The organism is Corynebacterium sanguinis, from assembly GCF_007641235.1.
GTDB lineage: Bacteria > Actinomycetota > Actinomycetes > Mycobacteriales > Mycobacteriaceae > Corynebacterium > Corynebacterium sanguinis.
In genome coordinates, this window is the sequence record NZ_CP038157.1 from 936,943 (window position 1) to 953,928 (window position 16,986).

Consider the following 16,986-nt stretch of genomic DNA (forward strand, 5'->3'; position numbering starts at 1 on the left):
TTGCCCCATACGCTGCACGTCATGACCTCGAGGGGCGCGGCTATTCCGGCAGTCAACGACGTCCCCCGCCCGGTGGGTGCGGGGGCATCGCGGCAACGCAATTCCGCGCGGACCGACTGGAAGCAAGTTGGACTTGCTGCCTTGCTCATTGGTCCCAACCTCATTCTGCTGATCCTCTTCACCTACCGCCCACTGGTGGACAACATCCGGGTGTCGTTCTTTAACTGGAACATCGCGTCGCCGACCATGAATTTCGTTGGGTTGGACAACTACATCCAATGGTTCCAGGCGCCGGAGACAGGTCGAGTTGTTTTCAATACTGCCGTCTTCACTTTTTCTGCGGTCGTGGGCTCGATGGTGCTCGGCCTAACGTTGGCACTGTTGCTGGACCAGAAGCTATTCGGGCGTTCGGCAGCTCGATCGACAGTCTTCGCCCCCTATGTGATCTCCGGTGCGGCAATCGGTGTCGCCTTCCAGTTTGTTTTTGACCCGAGCTACGGGCTCATTCAGTACGTGCTCGGGATCTTCGGGTTGCCGGTGCCGAATTTTTACCAGAACTCCAATTGGGCTCTGTTTATGGTCACCACGACCTACATTTGGAAAAACACGGGATATACGTTCGTCATTTACCTCGCTGCGCTGCAAGCTCGGCGCAAGGATTTGGATGAGGCTTCCGAAATCGACGGCACCCCTCCAGTGCGGCACTTTTTCAGGGTGATCGCCCCGCAGCTGCGGGGGACAACATTTTTCCTGCTTATCACCGTTCTTCTGAACTCCTTCCAGGTATTCGACATCATCAGCGCGATGACCAACGGTGGCCCGTTCGGATACGGAACGTCGACGATGGTGTACCAGGTGTACCAGGAGACCTTCATCAATAACAGGGCCGGCTACGGAGCGGCGATCGCCACGATCATGTTCCTGGCGGTGCTCGCCATTACGGTGCTGCAGTTGAAGATCCAGCAAAGGATGGAGAGGTAGATGTCGCACGTGGTGCAGCCCCTCGGAGGGCACGAACTGCCCCCGGTTCCCGGTACCCAAGGCGTGGGTGAACCGGTTCGGCACTCGCCAGGATCGTCCTCTACCCCCAATCTCGCCTTGCGTGTCTTCGGCTACATCGTGCTCGCAGTCGCCGTGCTCTTGATTCTCGTCCCCCTGTACTTCATCGTGGTGACGAGCTTCAAGACGTTCCAGGACGTGTACTCCGACCCGATCACATTCTGGCCCGATCCGGTTGCACCCGAGAATTACTCTTATGTGTGGCAAAGCTCGGGCTTCGCGCAGTACCTGCGTAACTCGGTGATTATCACCCTCGTGCTCACTGTCGTTGAGGTCATTCTCGGGGTGATGTCGGCCTACGCTTTCGCCTTCCTTCGCTTCCCTGGCCGCGACCTGCTCTTCCTGCTGGTCATCGCGGCTCTCATGGTGCCGAACGAGATCACCATCATCTCCAACTACGCGCTGGTGGCCTCCCTGGGCTGGCGCGATTCGTACCTCGGCGTCATTGTGCCGCTGGCGGGCGTAGCCTTCGGCGCGTTCTTGATGCGCAACCACTTCCAATCGTTGCCGAGGGAGATCCTCGAAGCATCCAAGATGGACGGGGCGAACTTCTTCACCACCATGTTCCGGGTGGTGTTGCCGTTGTCATGGCCGACCCTCTCGGCGTTCGTCCTGATCACAGTCGTCACCGAATGGAACCAGTACCTGTGGCCGTTCCTCATCACGGATACCCCACGGGCAGCCACGCTGCCTGTCGGGCTGACGCGTCTGCAGGACGCGGAAGGTCTGACGAACTGGGCGCCTGTGATGGCGGGAACGGTCCTGACCACCTTGCCCATGATCATCATCTTCCTCGTCCTACAGAGACAGATGATCAAGGGCCTCACAGCGGGCGCCGTTAAAGGTTAGCCCTCACCAACACGAACAAGGAGTTCACATGTCACGCACACCACTTCGATCACGCCTCATCGGGCTCGGCATGGCGCTTGTCGCCACTGCGGGATTGACCGCCTGCGCCGGAGGCAGCATGTCCGCTGGTTCTGCTGGCCAGGAAGGCGACCCCTCTACCATCACCTTCTGGTCGAACCACCCGGGTTCTTCTCGCGACACGGAGCTCGCTCTTATTGAAGAGTTTGAGAAACAGAATCCCGACCTCGACGTCGAGCTCGTGACGGCGGGCTCCAACTACGAGGAAGTTGCTCAGCGCTTCAACGCCGCTCTCGCGGGTGGCGACCTTCCGGACGTCGTTGTCGCGTCCGATGTCACCTGGTTCAACTTCGCACTCAACGAGGCGACGACCCCGCTGGAAGATCTGTGGCAGGAAAACAACATTGACGCCGAGTCCTACGTGGATACGCTTCGTGACGACTACGAGTACAACGGCAAGCACTACGGCGTGCCCTACGCGCGCTCGACGAACTTGATGTACTGGAACACCGACGATCTTCAGGCCGCAGGTCTGCCCACGGACCGTGGCCCCGAAACCTGGCAGGAGTTCGATAAGTGGGCGCAAAAAATCAAGGCTGATCTGAACAAGCCTGCGCTGACGATCCCGGATGGCTCGAACTACTTGGACTGGTACTTCCAGGGCATGGTCTGGGCATTCGACGGTGCGTACTCGGATGAGTGGACGCCGACGTTTACCTCGCCAGGGACGATTGAGGCTGGCAAGTTCCTGCAGGATCAGGTGCGAAAGGGCCACGTGGAAATTTCGACAGATCCGACCGTTGCTTTCGGCAACGGCAACGTCTCGGGCTTGCTCCAGTCCACCGGCTCGCTAGGGGGGCTGAACAAGTCCGCCACGGTCCCGTTTATCACGACGTTCCTTCCTGGCCCCAGCCCGTCTGCGGCAACTGGTGGTGCTGGCCTGGCAATCCCGAACGGTATCTCCGATGAACGCAAAGCCAACGCGGTGAAGTTTGCGGACTTCATGACCAACGAGGAGAACACGATCACCTTCTCGCAGGCGACCGGGTACATGCCCGTGCGCAAGGATGCGGTCACCAACCCGCGTGAGGAGCAATTCCTGAACGAAAACCCGAATGCGCGCACCGCGATTGAGCAGCTCGGGGAAAACACCCAGCCCCAGGACTACGCCCGCGTCTTTGTTCCTGGCGGCGGCCAGCGCATTGGAGCGGCGTTGGACCGCATCACCATCGGCAACGAGGACGTCGAGACGGTCTTTGACGAGCTGAACAAAGAAACCGAGCAAGTCGTCAAGCGCGACATCGAGCCGAAGCTCTAACAAGGGAAAAACCATGGCGACAGTAGTTTTTCGGCAGGCCTCGCGGATCTTCGATCCGGAGCGGCCATCCGCTGCAAACCGTATCAACCTCGAAATTGCTGACGGGGAATTCTTGGTTCTGGTCGGCCCCTCCGGTTGCGGCAAGTCAACGACACTGAGGATGCTCGCAGGTCTTGAACCAGTCGACGAGGGCGAGATTCTGATCGACGGAGAGGATGTCGCGCGGACTCAACCGCGTGACCGCGACGTCGCCATGGTTTTCCAATCCTATGCTCTTTACCCGAATATGACCGCACGCCAGAACATGGCCTTTGCGTTGAAGAACGCGAAAGTGGATCGGGCAGTCATCGAAGAACGCGTCGCGTTCGCGGCTCGCATGCTCGAACTCGAGGACCTGCTTGACAAGAAGCCCGCGGCGATGTCTGGCGGTCAGCGACAGCGAGTGGCAATGGGTCGCGCGATTGTGCGCCAGCCCAAGGTATTCCTCATGGACGAGCCCTTGAGCAACTTGGATGCGAAGTTGCGTGTGTCCACGCGAGCACAGATCCTAGAGCTGCAGCGCAGCCTGGGAACCACAACCGTATACGTCACTCACGATCAAACGGAAGCGATGACGATGGGCGATCGTGTGTGCGTGCTCAAGCAGGGCGTGGTCCAGCAGGTTGATACTCCGCGCACCCTGTACACCAACCCCGGCAATTCCTTCGTGGCCGGTTTCATTGGCACACCGGCCATTACGCTTATCGACGCCGTCGAGGTCAACAACGCGACCGCGACCATTGGAAGCGTGCAGTACAACATCCCGAGCGCGATCGCGTCCAAGATCAATGAGGCGAATGTGCTAGTCGGTGTGCGCCCAGAGAATTGGGAGATTGTTGGAGTAGGTGCCGGCGCTGCGGGCCGGGCAGTGCCGGTCGTGGTTAACATTATCGAGCACCTCGGCGCGCAACAGTACGTTTACGGGACCTGTGCTGCGGATGCTGGCGTGAGCGTGCGCGGCGAAAATATCACCGTGGAGGTCCCGCGCGGGGTTGAGATTGAGAAGGGGGACACAATCTATCTCCGGCCTGCGGCAGGCGGGGCGTTGTTCTTCCACCCAGAGACCGAGATCAACTACGACTACCTCTGAGCCCTAGGCGCTGAACACCAAATCACCCCCCACCCACGTCTGCCACGTCAGCGGCATACCGGGGCGGTAGGCGAGGTCGATTGCGCTCGTGGTGTTCAGAACGTGCAGGTCCGCTGCCGCGCCGGGCACCAGGGTGCCTTTGGCGGGGCGGCCTGATGGGTCCTTGCCGCCGCCGACGTCATGGCGGCGCAGGGCCTTGGCGCCTCCGGTGGTCGCAGCGGTGATCGCCTCGTCGAGGCTCAAGTGCTGCTGCAGCACCGCGGTGGTGACGCAGAAGTTCATCGACGAGGTGAACGAGGTGCCGGGGTTCAAGTTGGAGGCGATGGCGACGGTCACGCCGGCGTCGAGAAGCGTGCGCGCAGGCGCGAGCTTTTCGCGGGTGGACAAGTCGCAGGCGGGCAGGATGGTTGCCACCGTCTCCGAGCCGGCGAGCAGCTCGATGTCGGACTCGGTGAGGTGGTTGACGTGGTCGACGCTGGCCGCGCCGAGCTCCACTGCCAGGCGCACGCCCGGGCCCTCGCCGAGCTGGTTGCCGTGCACGCGCAGGCCCAGGCCCGCGGCACGGCCGGCCTCGAGCACGCGGCGCGACTGCGCCTCGGTGAACGCGCCGCGCTCGCAGAACACGTCGATCCACTGCACGTGTTCGCGCACCGCTTCGAGCATGGGGCCGACGACTTCGCCGACGTAGGTCTCCGGGTCGGCACCTGGCGGGACGAGATGCGCGCCGAGGAAGGTGACGTCGCCGACGTGGCGCGCGGCCACCTTCGCGGCCTCGGCCTCGGAGGCGACGTCGAGGCCGTAGCCGGTTTTCGTCTCGAAGCTGGTGGTTCCACCGGCGTGGCCTGCGGCGACGCGCTCGGCCACCAGGGCGTCGAGACGCGCCGTGCTCGCCTGTCGGGTGGCCTCCATGGTTACCGCGATGCCGCCGGCGGCGTAGGACTTTCCCGCCATGCGGGCCTCGAATTCGTCCGCGCGGTTGCCGTCGAAGACCATGTGGGTATGGGAATCCACCCAACCGGGTAGCACCGCGCGCCCGCCGAGGTCGACTGTCTCGTCGGCGGGCGGGGCCTGGTCAGCGGGGCCGACCCACTCGATGAGACCGCCGCGGGTGAGAAGGGCGGCGTCGTGAACCGTGCCGAGCTCAGAGACGGTGCGCAGCTCCGAGATTCCGGTAAGGAGGGTAGCCATGGTGCGCACCCTAGTCGCGTGCCGTGAACTTCATCGGGATGCGCACGCCGCGCTCTTCGGCCACCCCGTGCGCGCGGGTGTAGCCGGCGTCAACGTGGCGGATCACACCCATGCCCGGGTCGTTGGTGAGCACAGCCTTCAGCTTCGCCTCGGCGAGCTGCGTGCCGTCGGCCACCGTGACCTGCCCGGTGTGGATGGAGCGGCCCATCCCGACGCCGCCGCCGTGGTGGATGGACACCCAGGTCGCCCCGCCGGCGACGGCGGTCATGGCGTTGAGCAGCGGCCAGTCGGCCACGGCGTCAGTGCCATCCAACATCGCCTCCGTCTCGCGGTAGGGCGAGGCCACGGAGCCGGAATCGAGGTGGTCGCGGCCGATGACGATCGGCGCTTTGACCTTGCCCTCCTTGACCAGGTTGTTAAAGATCACCCCGGCCTTGGCGCGCTCGCCGTAGCCGAGCCAGCAGATGCGCGCGGGAAGGCCCTCGAACTCGACGTACTCCTCGGCAGCGTCAAGCCAGTGGTGCAGGTGCTCGTTGTCGGGGAAGGCGTCCTTGATCGCCTGGTCGGTGACCTTGATGTCTTCCGGGTCGCCGGACAGCGCCACCCAGCGGAAGGGGCCGAGGCCCTCGCAGAACAGCGGGCGGATGTAGGCGGGCACGAAGCCGGGGAACTCGAAGGCGCGCGTGTAGCCGGCCTTGCGGGCCTCGTCGCGGATGGAGTTGCCGTAGTCGAAGACCTCGGCGCCTGAGTCCTTGAACTCGACCATCGCCTGGACCTGGGTGGCCATCGCCTCGCGTGCCTTCTTGGTGAAGGTCACCGGGTCGGCGGCCGCCTCGGCGTGCCATTGATCCACGGTGATCTCGGTGGGAAGGTACGCCAGCGGGTCGTGGGCGGAGGTCTGGTCGGTGACGATGTCCACGGTGAGCTCGCCGGCGCGGTGGCGGCGCAGCATCTCGGGGAAGACCTCGGCGGCGTTGCCGACGAGACCGACGGACAATGCGCGCCGCTCTTTCTTGGCCTCGGTGACCAGGCGGATTGCCTCCTCAAGGTCCGCGGTGACGGTATCGAGGTAGCGTTTTTCCTGGCGGCGGCGCAGGCGGGACTCGTCGACATCAACGATGAGGCAGACGCCGCCGTTGAGGGTGACGGCGAGCGGCTGCGCCCCGCCCATGCCGCCACAGCCGCCAGTCAGCGTCAGAGTGCCGGCCAGCGTGCCGTCGTAAAGCTTCTTCGCCACCGCGTAGAAGGTTTCAAAGGTTCCCTGCAGGATGCCCTGGGTGGCGATGTAGATCCAGGAACCGGCGGTCATCTGGCCGTACATCATCAGACCCTCGTCCTCGAGTGCGCGGAAGTGCTCCCAGTTGGCCCAGTCGCCGACGAGGTTGGAGTTGGCGATGAGCACGCGCGGGGCCCACTCGTTGGTCCGCCACACGCCAACGGGCTTGCCGGACTGCACCAGCAGCGTCTCGTCGGGCTCAAGCTCGCGCAGCGTATCGACGATCGCATCAAACGCCTCCCAGCTGCGCGCGGCGCGCCCCGTTCCGCCGTACACGACGAGGGTGTCGGGGTGCTCCGCGACTTCGGGGTCGAGGTTATTGTGCAGCATGCGCAGCGGCGCTTCGGTCTGCCAACTCTTGGCGGAGATGTCGGTGCCGCGCGGCGCGCGCACCTCACGTGCGCCCTCGGCCCAGTTCTTTTCGCTCATCGCGCTTCCCTTCTGTGCGTGGCTACGCTGCAGCGCTGCTCGCCTTGTTGCGTCGGGCCGGAGTCCCGGGGCTGTCCCCGCCACAGCAAAGCGAATCGCGCCACACATTGCGTGACATTGGTCATGTCTGGGATCGACGGTAGCGGGCGCGATCGTGGCGGTTAAGGGCAAAAACTGGGCAGGTGTCTCACATGCGAGACACCGGCGCGGAGTGGTTGGGGTGGGCTAGCGCAGCGCGCCGACGACCGCCTCCACCGCCTCGACGTAGGATCCGTCCTTCACCAGGGCCACCGAGTACTCGATCTCGGGGGAGAGGTAGCGGTCGGTGCCGGGGCCGTCGACACGTTCGCGTAGCACGTCAATCGCGGCCTTCGTGCCCGAAGCGGGGGCGGCTCCGCGCATCTCGATCGCGCGCGCCGCGGTGAGGATCTCGATCGCGAGCACGCGCTGCAGCCCATCGACGCTGCGGCGCAGCTTGCGCGCGGCGGACCAGCCGAGCGAGACGTGATCCTCCTGCATCGCCGACGACGGGATCGAATCCGCCGACGCCGGGTTCGCGTTGCGCTTGAGCTCGCTGACGATGCCTGCCTGCGTGTACTGCGCGATCATGTGCCCGGAATCGACGCCTGGGTCGTCGGCCAGGAAGGCGTTAAGGCCGCGGTTGCGGGCGGTATCCAAGAAGCGGTCCGTGCGGCGCTCGCTAATCGACGCCAGATCGGCGGCGACAATCGCCAAAAAGTCGAGCGCGTAGGCCACCGGCGCACCGTGGAAGTTGCCGTTCGAGGTCACTCGGCCGTCGAGGGCGACGACGGGGTTGTCCACCGCCGAGGCGAGCTCGCGGCCCGCCACCAGCTGGGCGTGCGCCAGCGTGTCGCGGAAGCCGCCCGCGACCTGCGGGGCGCAGCGCACCGAGTAGGCGTCTTGGACCTGCTTCTGCTTGAACTCGGCCGCCGCCGCCCCGAGGATCTCGGAACCTGCGGCCACCGCGCGGATGTTGGCGGCCGAGTCGGCCTGACCCGGATGCGGGCGCAGTTTTTGCAGGTCGTCGGCGAATACGGTCAGCGTGCCGGTGAGCCCCTCGACCGTCATCGCGGTGGCGATATCGGCGACCTTGGCGGCCTCGCGCAGATCCGTGATGGCCAGGCAGAGCTGTCCGAGCATGCCGTCGGTGCCGTTGATCAGCGCCAACCCCTCCTTCTCCCGCAGGGCGAGCGGCTCGATCCCGGCGGCGGAAAGCGCGTCGGCGGCAGGGGTGATAGCGCCGCCGTCGACACGCACCTCGCCCTCGCCGAGCAAGGCCAGCGCGCAGTGGGCCAGGGGTGCGAGGTCGCCCGAGCAACCCAGGGAGCCATACTCGCGCACGACCGGGGTGATGCCCGCGTTGAGCACGGCCGCGTACGTTTCGACGACGACCGGGCGCACCCCGGTGCGGCCCGTGCACAGGGTGGACAGGCGCAGCAGCATCAGCGCGCGGATGACTTCCTGCTCGACCTCGGGCCCGGAGCCGGCGGCGTGGGAGCGGACGAGCGAAAGCTGCAGCTGGGCGCGCATCGCCTCGGGGATGTGGCGCCGCGCCAACGCGCCGAAGCCGGTGGAAATACCGTAGACGGGGGTGGGGTCGTTTGCGAGCTCCTCGATGCGATCGCGCGTGGCGGCGACCTCTGTCAACGCGGCGGGGTCGACCTCAACTGTCGCGCCATAGCGGGCGACGGCGACGACCTCATCGATGGTCAGCGCGCCGATGCCGACGGTCACGGTGGAGGGGTAAGTGGTGGTCATGGCTGTCCTCTTTATGATTGCGTGGGAAACCCGCCCTCTAAGCAGGGCGCGGGATAGTTCAACGCGCGACAGCCAGACGCGACGAGGGATAGTGTAGCGGGTGCTCGGGGTTGGGTCTACGTTTGCAGCGATCCGGTGAAGGAATCCAGCTCATTCAGAGCATTAGTGACTGCAAGATTTTCCAGGAAAGAACGCAGGTCTCGGTCAATCATGGCACCGAGTTCGAGACAAGCGTGATGGCATTCGCGCGGAGTCAGCCGGGTATTCGTCCCTGTAATTGGAACGCCTTTCGGGGTTAAGGATTCGTGGTGAGCAATTCTGTTTCTTATTTGCCTTACCGGAAATACTTTCGTGTAGACCCACTGGCGAGTAAGGCCGTGATGCTCGAAATCGGGATCTTGTTGCCGCGCAAGTTGCCGTGCTCCGGGAAACACGCGATTTAGGGCCATAGCGTCCCAGATTCTATCGTGGTCAGCCCGATCGAACGGAGCGGGAAGCGCCGAGACGTCTCCCTTATCCAGCATGTTTGTCCAGGTTCGGAACATTGACGCAGCAACAACCCGGCCGCCCAATTTCCTGTTCCGATCCGCGTTTACCGAAGTGAATCTCTTAGGTAAACTCTCCCAGGATTCGGTGATGTTCGCTCGTACTCGATTGTCGAAACCAACTTCGACCTGCGTGTACCAATCATCGCCATACGTCTCGGTTAAATAAGCATTAATCGAGTTTCGCAGGGCAACTTCTATATACGAAATCGCCTCGAATAATAGTGCGCTGAGTCGGCGGTCTAGCTCGTAGAGCTCGCGTGCCCGATCCGGACAACCCCAAGTTCTATCGATGTATGGTGTCAGACGGTCCTCCGACACCCATTCGATTTTAATCAACCGAAAAGTGCCTCCCCCCAGCGTGTTGAAAGAATCCCCGTTTGTAGATAGAATAATCCATGTAATCCCCTCTTGCGATAAGTCACCCGTTCAGCGGACTGGCTGCGGAGGGGTTTTGTCATGCGGTGCACCGCTTCGCGCTGACTCACACCCCACCAAAGAACCGCTCCGACACCCGCCCCGCCGCCGTGCTCAAGCGCCGGATCACTTCCGCGCGCTGCTCCTCGTCACGGCTGCCTACCGCGAACGTCGCTGCGAGCGCCGCTGCGGGCCTGCCCAGGTGGTCGAGTACCGCCACGGCGACGGATTCCTGCCCGCGCGAGACCTCCTCGCGCTCCTCGTCCCAGCCGCGCTCGCGCACAAGTTTTAGCCGCGCCCTGACCGCGCGGAATGTGCCGTGCTCGCCCGAGGTGGAAAACACCGCCTTGACCTCGGTGTCCGGGAGGTGGGCGACCATGGCGCGTCCGGAGGCCGTCGATAAGGCGGGCAGGCGAACCCCAACCTCGGTGACCAGGGAGACTGCCTTGGGTGCGCGGGCCTCGTGGACGTAGACGATCTCGGAGCCCGCCATGCGCGAGAGGTGGGTGGACCCGCCGATGTGCGCGGCGATGGCCTCGAGGTCTTTCGCGGCGAGGCGCACAAGCGGCTGCTGCGTGGTGTAGGCGGCGGCCATTTCATACGCCGCAGGTCCCAGGCCGTAGGTACCCGGGTTGGCGAGGTGCACCACAAACCCGCAGCGCTCGAGCTCGCGCAGCAGGTGGTAGGTCGACGAGCGGGGCAGCTCAAGCTCTCGTTGGATCCGCGCTGCGGACAAGGGGGCGTCGGACTGCGACAGCAGCGACAGGATGCGCAGGGCGTTGCGCGCGGCGGGAACATGTGGTGTGGCCATACCCTTAAAGTCTGGCATACGAGACTAGGCGGCGAGAGAGTTTCGCGGCGACGTGATCGGGGGATTTAAACTTCGATACCTATGACGACCATTCACCCCAGTGGCGCGGCCGGCCAATCGCAGGGCCGCGGACTGACCTCGCGCCACCTCCACTTCATCGCGCTGGGCTCCGCGATCGGCACCGGCCTGTTCTACGGCTCGGCTGGGGCGATCCAGGCCGCGGGGCCTGCGGTGCTGCTTGTCTACCTCCTCGGCGGCGCGGTGGTGTACTTCGTGCTGCGCGCCCTCGGTGAGATGGCCGTGCGCCACCCCGTGCGCGGCTCCTTTGCCGAGTACACGCGAGCCCACCTGGGCGGCTCGGCGGGTTTCCTCACTGGCTGGATGTTCGCGTTTGAGATGGTCATCGTCGCCATGGCCGACCTCACCGCGATTGGCATCTACATGGGCTTTTGGTTTCCGGACGTGTCGCGCTGGGTGTGGATCGTCGTGGCGCTGCTGATCGTCGGCGCGGCGAATGTGGCGTCGACACGTGTCTTTGGCGAGCTGGAGTTCTGGTTCACCATCGTCAAGGTCGGCGCCGTGGTGGCGATGATCGTCGCGGGCGCGGCCGTGCTCATCCTTGGCCTGTCCTCAGCGGAGACCACCGGCCCGGCCAACCTAGTCATTCAGGGCGGGTTCTTCCCCAACGGTATTTCCGGTATGGCGGCATCCTTCATCCTCGTGCTCTTCGCTTTCGGCGGCACGGAGATCATCGGCGTGGCCGGTACCGAGGCCGAGGACCCCTCGCGCGCGATCCCGAAGGCGATTAACACCGTGCCCGCCCGCATCCTGCTGTTCTACGTGCTGGCGATCCTCGTGATTTTGATGATCAACCCCTGGCACACGATCACGGGCGATGAGTCGCCGTTCGTGCAGATCTTCACCGCACTCGGTGTGAACTGGGCCGCCGCGCTGCTCAACGTCATCGTGATCACTGCAGCGCTGTCCGCCATCAACGCCGACATCTTCGGCGCCGGCCGCGTGCTCGCGGGCCTGGCCAACCAGCACCTCGCGCCGCAGGCCATGGCGAAAACGGTGCGCGGGGTGCCGGTCATGACCACCTTTATCCTGCTCGGCGTCCTGATCATTGGCGTGGTGCTCAACGCGCTGATCCCGGAGTCGGTCTTCGCCATCATCGCCGCCCTGGCCACCTTCGCCACCATCTTCGTGTGGATGATGATCCTGCTCGCCCACCTTGCTTCTCGACGCCACATGCCATCCGCCGAGGCGCAGACCCTGGGCTACCGCGTGCCGCTGTGGCCGCTCGGCCAGTACTTCGCGCTGGCGTTCATCCTGTTCACCTTCGGCGTGATGGCGTGGCTGCCGGAGTTCCGCATGCCGCTCGCCGTCGGTGTGGTGTTCTCCGTCGCCTGCATCGCCACCTACTACGCCACCGGCCGCTACCGGGTCGAGGGCGTGAACAACCCCGTCCCCGGCGGCTTTGTCCGCAACACCACTGGAGGATCAGCCTCATGAACACGGTCTGCGCTCCCCTCTACAGCCCCGCCGAGCCGTGGAGTGGGCGTGACGACGGCCCCGGGCCCGACCACGCCCGCTGGCACAGCGTGATCCGCCGGGAGGCGGCCGCGGGCGGGGTTGCACTGATTGGTTTCTCATCCGACGAGGGCGTGCAGCGAAACGGCGGTCGCGCCGGCGCCGCCGAAGGCCCCGCCGCGCTGCGACACGCCCTGGCGGACCTGGCCATCCACGACGAGGCCCTGCGTTTCGACGTCGGCACGGTCACCACCCAGGGCGAGGACCTGGAATCCGCGCAGCGCGAGCTTTCCGAGCGCGTGCGCGACCTCGCTGCCACGGGCAACCTGGTCGTCGTGCTCGGCGGAGGCCACGAAACCTCGTTTGCCACCCACCGCGGGGTGCGTGAGGCGCGCGGGGAGATGAGCATCATCAACCTCGACGCCCACTTCGACCTGCGCGATGCCCCATACCCCACGTCGGGCACCCCGTTTGCCCAGATCGCGCAGCTGTGCGGAGATCAGTTCAACTACTCGGTGCTGGGCGTCTCCGAGCCGAACAACACCGCAACGCTGTTTCATACCGCCGCGCGGCTCGGGGTGCGCACCGTGCTCGACACCGAGCTCGCGCAGCTGAGCCCGGCCGAGTGCGCACGCGTGGCGCTCGACTGCGTTGCTGGGCAGCGGCCGATCCACCTGAGCATCGACCTAGACGTTCTGCCCGCCTCGACCGCCCCGGGGGTCTCCGCGCCGGCCGGGTTCGGGGTCGCCCTGGAAAAAATCCGGGCCATCGCCACCGCCGTGGCCGGCACAGGGCGGTTGGTGCTCGTCGACGTGGTCGAACTCAATCCACGCTACGACATTGACGCGCGCACGGCGCGCACCGCGGCGCGGCTGATCCACGACATCGTGGCGGCGCACGTGCGGTGTAGAAGTGGGCGTTGAGGTGGGCGTCGACAAGCAAGCGAAATTTTTTCGGCAAAAACCTATCGCTTAATAGGCGAAAAGTCTATTCTTAACCCCAACATTCACACAGGATGTTGCCAACCTAATACTCGGATACTGGGAGGAACCCGCTATGGAGGGGTTTATCGACACGCTTAACGGCCTGATCTGGTCGAACTGGCTGGTGTACCTGTGCCTCGGTGCCGGCGCGTACTTCACCATCGTCACGCTGTTCCTGCAAATTCGCTGCATTCCCGACATGCTGAAGCAAATCACGCAGGGTGAAAAATCGGAATCTGGCATTTCCTCGTTCCAATCGCTGATGATTTCGCTCGCCGGACGTGTGGGCGTGGGCAACATCGCAGGTGTCGCCACCGCCATTGCGTTCGGTGGGCCTGGCGCGGTGTTTTGGATGTGGCTTGTTGCGCTGCTGGGATCTGCAACCTCGTTCGTGGAGTGCACCCTGGCGCAGATCTACAAGGAGAAGGACCGCGACACCGGCGAGTACCGCGGCGGCCCGGCCTTCTACATTGAAAAGGCCGCAGCGCACACCGCCGCCCGGCCGTTTGCCCTGGTCTACGCTGTGATCTTCGCTATCAGCATGATTCTGGCCACCTCCTACTTCCTCCCCGGCATCCAGGCCAACGGCGTTGCCGCAGCGGTTGAAAACGCCTGGACCGTGCCGACCTGGATCTCAGGCGTGGCCATGGTGGTTCTGCTCGGCATCATCGTCATCGGTGGTGTCAAGCGCATCGCGATGTTCGCCTCCCTCGTCGTTCCGGTGATGGCGGTTTTGTACATCATCGCGGCCATCGTTATCCTTGCGGTCAACGCCGGGCAGATCCCCGAGGTCTTCGGCCTGATCTTCCGCTCCGCTTTCGACCAGGAGGCAATGTTCTCCGGCATGCTCGGCGCCGCGATCCTCTGGGGCGTCAAGCGCGGCATCTACTCCAACGAGGCTGGCCAGGGCACGGGCCCGCAGTCCGCGGCTGCGGCCGAGGTTTCCCACCCCGCCAAGCAGGGCTTTGTGCAGGCCTTTGCGGTGTACGTCGATACGCTGTTCGTCTGCTCCGCGACGGCGTTCATCATCATCTCCACCGACATGTACAAGGTGTTCGACGGCCAGTCTGAGGACGGCCCCGTGCGCTACGCAGGCTCGCTTCCCGACGGCGTCGAGGTCGGACCCGGGTTTGTCCAGGAGGGCCTGAACACCCTCGCGCCGGGCATCGGACCGTCGTTCGTGGCTATCGCGATTATGTTCTTCGCGTTTACCACCGTGCTTGCTTACTACTACCTCGCCGAGGTGAACTTCACCTACCTCAACCGCTGGGTGAACAACGAGACCGCCCGCCGGGTCATTATCTGGGTGCTGCGAGTGCTCATCCTCATCTCTGTCTACATCGGTGCGACCAGCACGCCGGGTGCCGCCTGGGCGCTGGGTGACATCGGCGTCGGCGCGACCGCGTGGCTGAACATCCTGGCCATCCTGGTCATCCAGGGCCCGGCCCTGAAGTGCCTGTGGGATTACCGCCGCCAGAAGAAGGCCGGGCTCGACCCGCAGTTCGACCCCGAGGCGCTGGGCATCAAGGGCGCGGACTTCTGGGTCAAGCGAAAGGCCGACATGGTCGCGGCCGGCACGTGGACCGAGTTGCCTGCCGCTGCGGTAAAGACTGAGAAGACGGTTTAACGCAGCGACGAGAACAGCGCCTCGGCGCCAGCCTCGTCCCACAACATAACGTTGCCGACCTCGGTGTCTAAAAAGCCACCGAGCGGCACCGTTTCCGTTTTCAGCCCGCCGCGCATCGCGAGCGGGATACGCGCCAAGTTCCACACGTGGTCGCCCGTGTTGACGGTGAACATCCCCGGCACAGCCCACATGAGCGGGATGAGCCGGAACGGGTTGAGAAGCACGGCAGGCGACGTGACCTCGTTGACAATCGCTGAGAGGAACTCGCGCTGGCGGTTCACCCGGTCCAGATCGCCCAGCGCTGTCGCGCGGGTGCGCACGTAGCCCAGGCCCGTCGCGCCGTCCATCTTCTGGCAGCCGGGCTGGACGTCCAGGTTAGCCAGGGGGTCTTGGATCGGCTCGGCGACGCAGATCTCGACGCCACCAATGGCGTCGACCACGCCTGCAAACCCGCCCATGCCGATCTCCGCGTAGCGGTCCACGCGCAGCCCCGTGTTCTGCTCCACGGTCGTCGCCAGCAGTTTCGGCCCGCCGTAGGCGAAGGCGGCGTTGATCTTGTCCATGCCGTAGCCTGGGATGGAGACGTACGAGTCGCGCGGGATGGACACCAGGGTCGCCGGCCCCGTGCGCGGTAGGTGCAGCAGCATCACCGTGTCGGTGCGGCCGACGCCGAGGTCGCCGCCGGTGCCGTAGCGCGCGATGTCGTCCTCGCTGAGGCCCTGGCGCGAATCGGAGCCGACGAGCAGCCAGTTCGTGCCGGCGGTGTTGGCGATGCGCTCGTCGGGAAGCGCGTCGACGCGGTTCAGGCGCGCGTCGGTGAAGAGGACCCCGGCGATGAGGAGCACGACAACGAGTGCGAATACGGAGAAGCAGCCGGGTGCTTTTCGACGCCTCCGCGCACGCACCGGAGCCTGCGCCGCCGCGGGCGGCGCTTGGCGCACGCGCGAGCGCGACACGGCCATGGGCGCCGGCTCTACCGGCCGGCTGACGCGCCGCGGCGGCTGCTGCACAGGCCGCGGTTGCGGTGCGGGCCTGTCGCGCTCGGGCAGCTGCGGGGTGCGCCGCGGCTGGTACTGGCGCGTGTGGTCCATCGGCGGGCGCTGCACCCGCTCGAAGCGGGGCACCTCCTCGCGCGGGCGGGGCTCGGGCCGGGGGGCGCGTTCGACGCGGCGGCGTACGGGGCGACCGTAGCGGTCCACGATGGGCTTCCCGTCCTTGCCCAGCACGTAGTCGCCCAGGTTGTCCCTGGGGTCGTTCGAGTGAGGTGTGGTCGGCATGTGCAGCAGTTTAACCCGCCGCTATACCCAACGAGGAAAGTAGCGACCCGGGCACGAGCAGGTAGCCGACGAACGCGACGGCGTCGATAAGAAAGTGCGCCAGGATCAACGGCCACACCTTCCCGGTGCGGTGGTAGAAGTAGCCGAAGACGACGCCCATCACGATGTTGCCAAACCCCGCCGAAACTCCCTGGTAAAGGTGGTAGCTACCGCGCAGCACCGAGGACGCGGCGATGGCGGGCCACGGCCCCCACCCAAGCTGGCGCAGCCGCGTGATCAGCCACATCACCACCACGGTCTCCTCGCCGAAGGCGTTGGCGAAGGACCACAGCAACAGCGTGGGCACCTGCACGGCCTCGGTGGTGGGGATGACCTGCTTCGACAAGCCCATGTTCAGCGCAGTGACGTAGAGGACAAGCCCCGGCAGCCCGATCAGCGCGGCGAGCCCCGCGCCGTGCAGCCAGTCGCGCCACCGCAGCCGCGGCAGCGACTTATCCAGCAGGAACAGCGCGAGCGCGCCCCACGCCAGAAGCGAGGCCGCGGAGCACAGCTGCAGGGCGAGGTCGAGCCAGGAGACGTCGGAGGCGGCGTCGTTGAGCGTCACCTGTTGTTCGTTGAGGGCGGGTTCGGCCAGCAGGGCGTCGACAAGCCTCAACAGCGAGCGCACGCCGGACAAGCCGAACGTGACGGCGAGCACGATGAGGATCTCCACACGGATCCGCTCTCCACGAGTGCGCATGCAGTAACT

At 64.9% G+C, this 16,986-nt stretch carries 14 protein-coding genes; 7 read left to right on the forward strand and 7 right to left on the reverse strand.

Annotation, left to right across the window (positions count from 1 at the left end; translation table 11 throughout):
- Positions 1-21 precede the first annotated feature (21 nt).
- From E3227_RS04655 to E3227_RS04670, 4 genes are read left to right on the forward strand one after another with little or no spacing between them, the layout of a single operon-like run.
- On the forward strand, positions 22-981 hold the full coding sequence (locus E3227_RS04655) for a carbohydrate ABC transporter permease (RefSeq protein WP_136651308.1): 960 nt from the start codon (positions 22-24) through the stop codon (positions 979-981).
- A complete protein-coding gene (locus E3227_RS04660; protein ID WP_083789528.1) occupies positions 982-1,908 on the forward strand; it encodes a carbohydrate ABC transporter permease in 927 nt (308 codons plus the stop codon). It abuts the gene before it with no gap.
- Positions 1,909-1,936: 28 nt separating this feature from the next.
- Positions 1,937-3,244, forward strand: a complete 1,308-nt coding sequence (locus tag E3227_RS04665) for an ABC transporter substrate-binding protein (protein WP_211346252.1) — start codon at positions 1,937-1,939, stop codon at positions 3,242-3,244.
- A 13-nt stretch (positions 3,245-3,257) separates the two neighbouring features.
- Positions 3,258-4,373, forward strand: a complete 1,116-nt coding sequence (locus E3227_RS04670; protein ID WP_144317704.1) for an ABC transporter ATP-binding protein — start codon at positions 3,258-3,260, stop codon at positions 4,371-4,373.
- 3 nt (positions 4,374-4,376) lie between these two features.
- On the opposite strand, the gene hutI is transcribed toward E3227_RS04670, so the two are convergent.
- From hutI to E3227_RS04695, 5 genes are all read right to left on the reverse strand, one after another.
- On the reverse strand, positions 4,377-5,561 hold the full coding sequence (gene hutI / locus E3227_RS04675) for an imidazolonepropionase (protein WP_144317705.1): 1,185 nt from the start codon (positions 5,559-5,561) through the stop codon (positions 4,377-4,379).
- 10 nt (positions 5,562-5,571) lie between these two features.
- Positions 5,572-7,266 (reverse strand): urocanate hydratase, encoded by a 1,695-nt coding sequence (locus E3227_RS04680; protein WP_144317706.1) that lies wholly within the window; start codon positions 7,264-7,266, stop codon positions 5,572-5,574.
- Positions 7,267-7,491: 225 nt separating this feature from the next.
- Positions 7,492-9,045, reverse strand: a complete 1,554-nt coding sequence (gene hutH / locus E3227_RS04685; protein WP_144317707.1) for a histidine ammonia-lyase — start codon at positions 9,043-9,045, stop codon at positions 7,492-7,494.
- A gap of 116 nt (positions 9,046-9,161) precedes the next feature.
- Positions 9,162-9,929, reverse strand: coding sequence for an Abi family protein (locus E3227_RS04690; protein ID WP_170228631.1), 768 nt, complete (start codon positions 9,927-9,929; stop codon positions 9,162-9,164).
- A gap of 145 nt (positions 9,930-10,074) precedes the next feature.
- Positions 10,075-10,818, reverse strand: a complete 744-nt coding sequence (locus tag E3227_RS04695; protein ID WP_144317709.1) for an IclR family transcriptional regulator — start codon at positions 10,816-10,818, stop codon at positions 10,075-10,077.
- 81 nt (positions 10,819-10,899) lie between these two features.
- Here E3227_RS04695 and E3227_RS04700 point away from each other — a divergent pair, with 81 nt between their 5' ends.
- The 3 genes from E3227_RS04700 to E3227_RS04710 all read left to right on the forward strand — a co-directional run bounded on the left by E3227_RS04700 (position 10,900) and on the right by E3227_RS04710 (position 14,961).
- Complete coding sequence (locus E3227_RS04700) at positions 10,900-12,333, forward strand: amino acid permease (RefSeq protein WP_144317710.1); 1,434 nt, start codon at positions 10,900-10,902, stop codon at positions 12,331-12,333.
- On the forward strand, positions 12,330-13,274 hold the full coding sequence (hutG, locus tag E3227_RS04705) for a formimidoylglutamase (protein ID WP_144317711.1): 945 nt from the start codon (positions 12,330-12,332) through the stop codon (positions 13,272-13,274). Before E3227_RS04700 ends, hutG begins: the two co-directional genes overlap by 4 nt.
- A 133-nt stretch (positions 13,275-13,407) precedes the next feature.
- Positions 13,408-14,961 carry an alanine/glycine:cation symporter family protein gene (locus E3227_RS04710; protein ID WP_144317712.1) on the forward strand — a complete coding sequence of 518 codons (1,554 nt, stop codon included), beginning with the start codon at positions 13,408-13,410 and terminating at the stop codon, positions 14,959-14,961.
- Here E3227_RS04710 and E3227_RS04715 read toward each other — a convergent pair.
- Together E3227_RS04715 and E3227_RS04720 are read right to left on the reverse strand one after the other, a co-directional pair.
- Entirely contained in the window at positions 14,958-16,238 is a 1,281-nt protein-coding gene (locus E3227_RS04715) for an LCP family protein (RefSeq protein ID WP_144317713.1), read from the reverse strand. The genes E3227_RS04710 and E3227_RS04715 overlap by 4 nt on opposite strands.
- Before the next feature lie 10 nt (positions 16,239-16,248).
- The gene (locus E3227_RS04720; protein ID WP_144317714.1) at positions 16,249-16,977 is read right to left on the reverse strand and encodes a CPBP family intramembrane glutamic endopeptidase; all 729 of its coding nucleotides are present in this window, start codon (positions 16,975-16,977) and stop codon (positions 16,249-16,251) included.
- Positions 16,978-16,986: the final 9 nt, after the last annotated feature.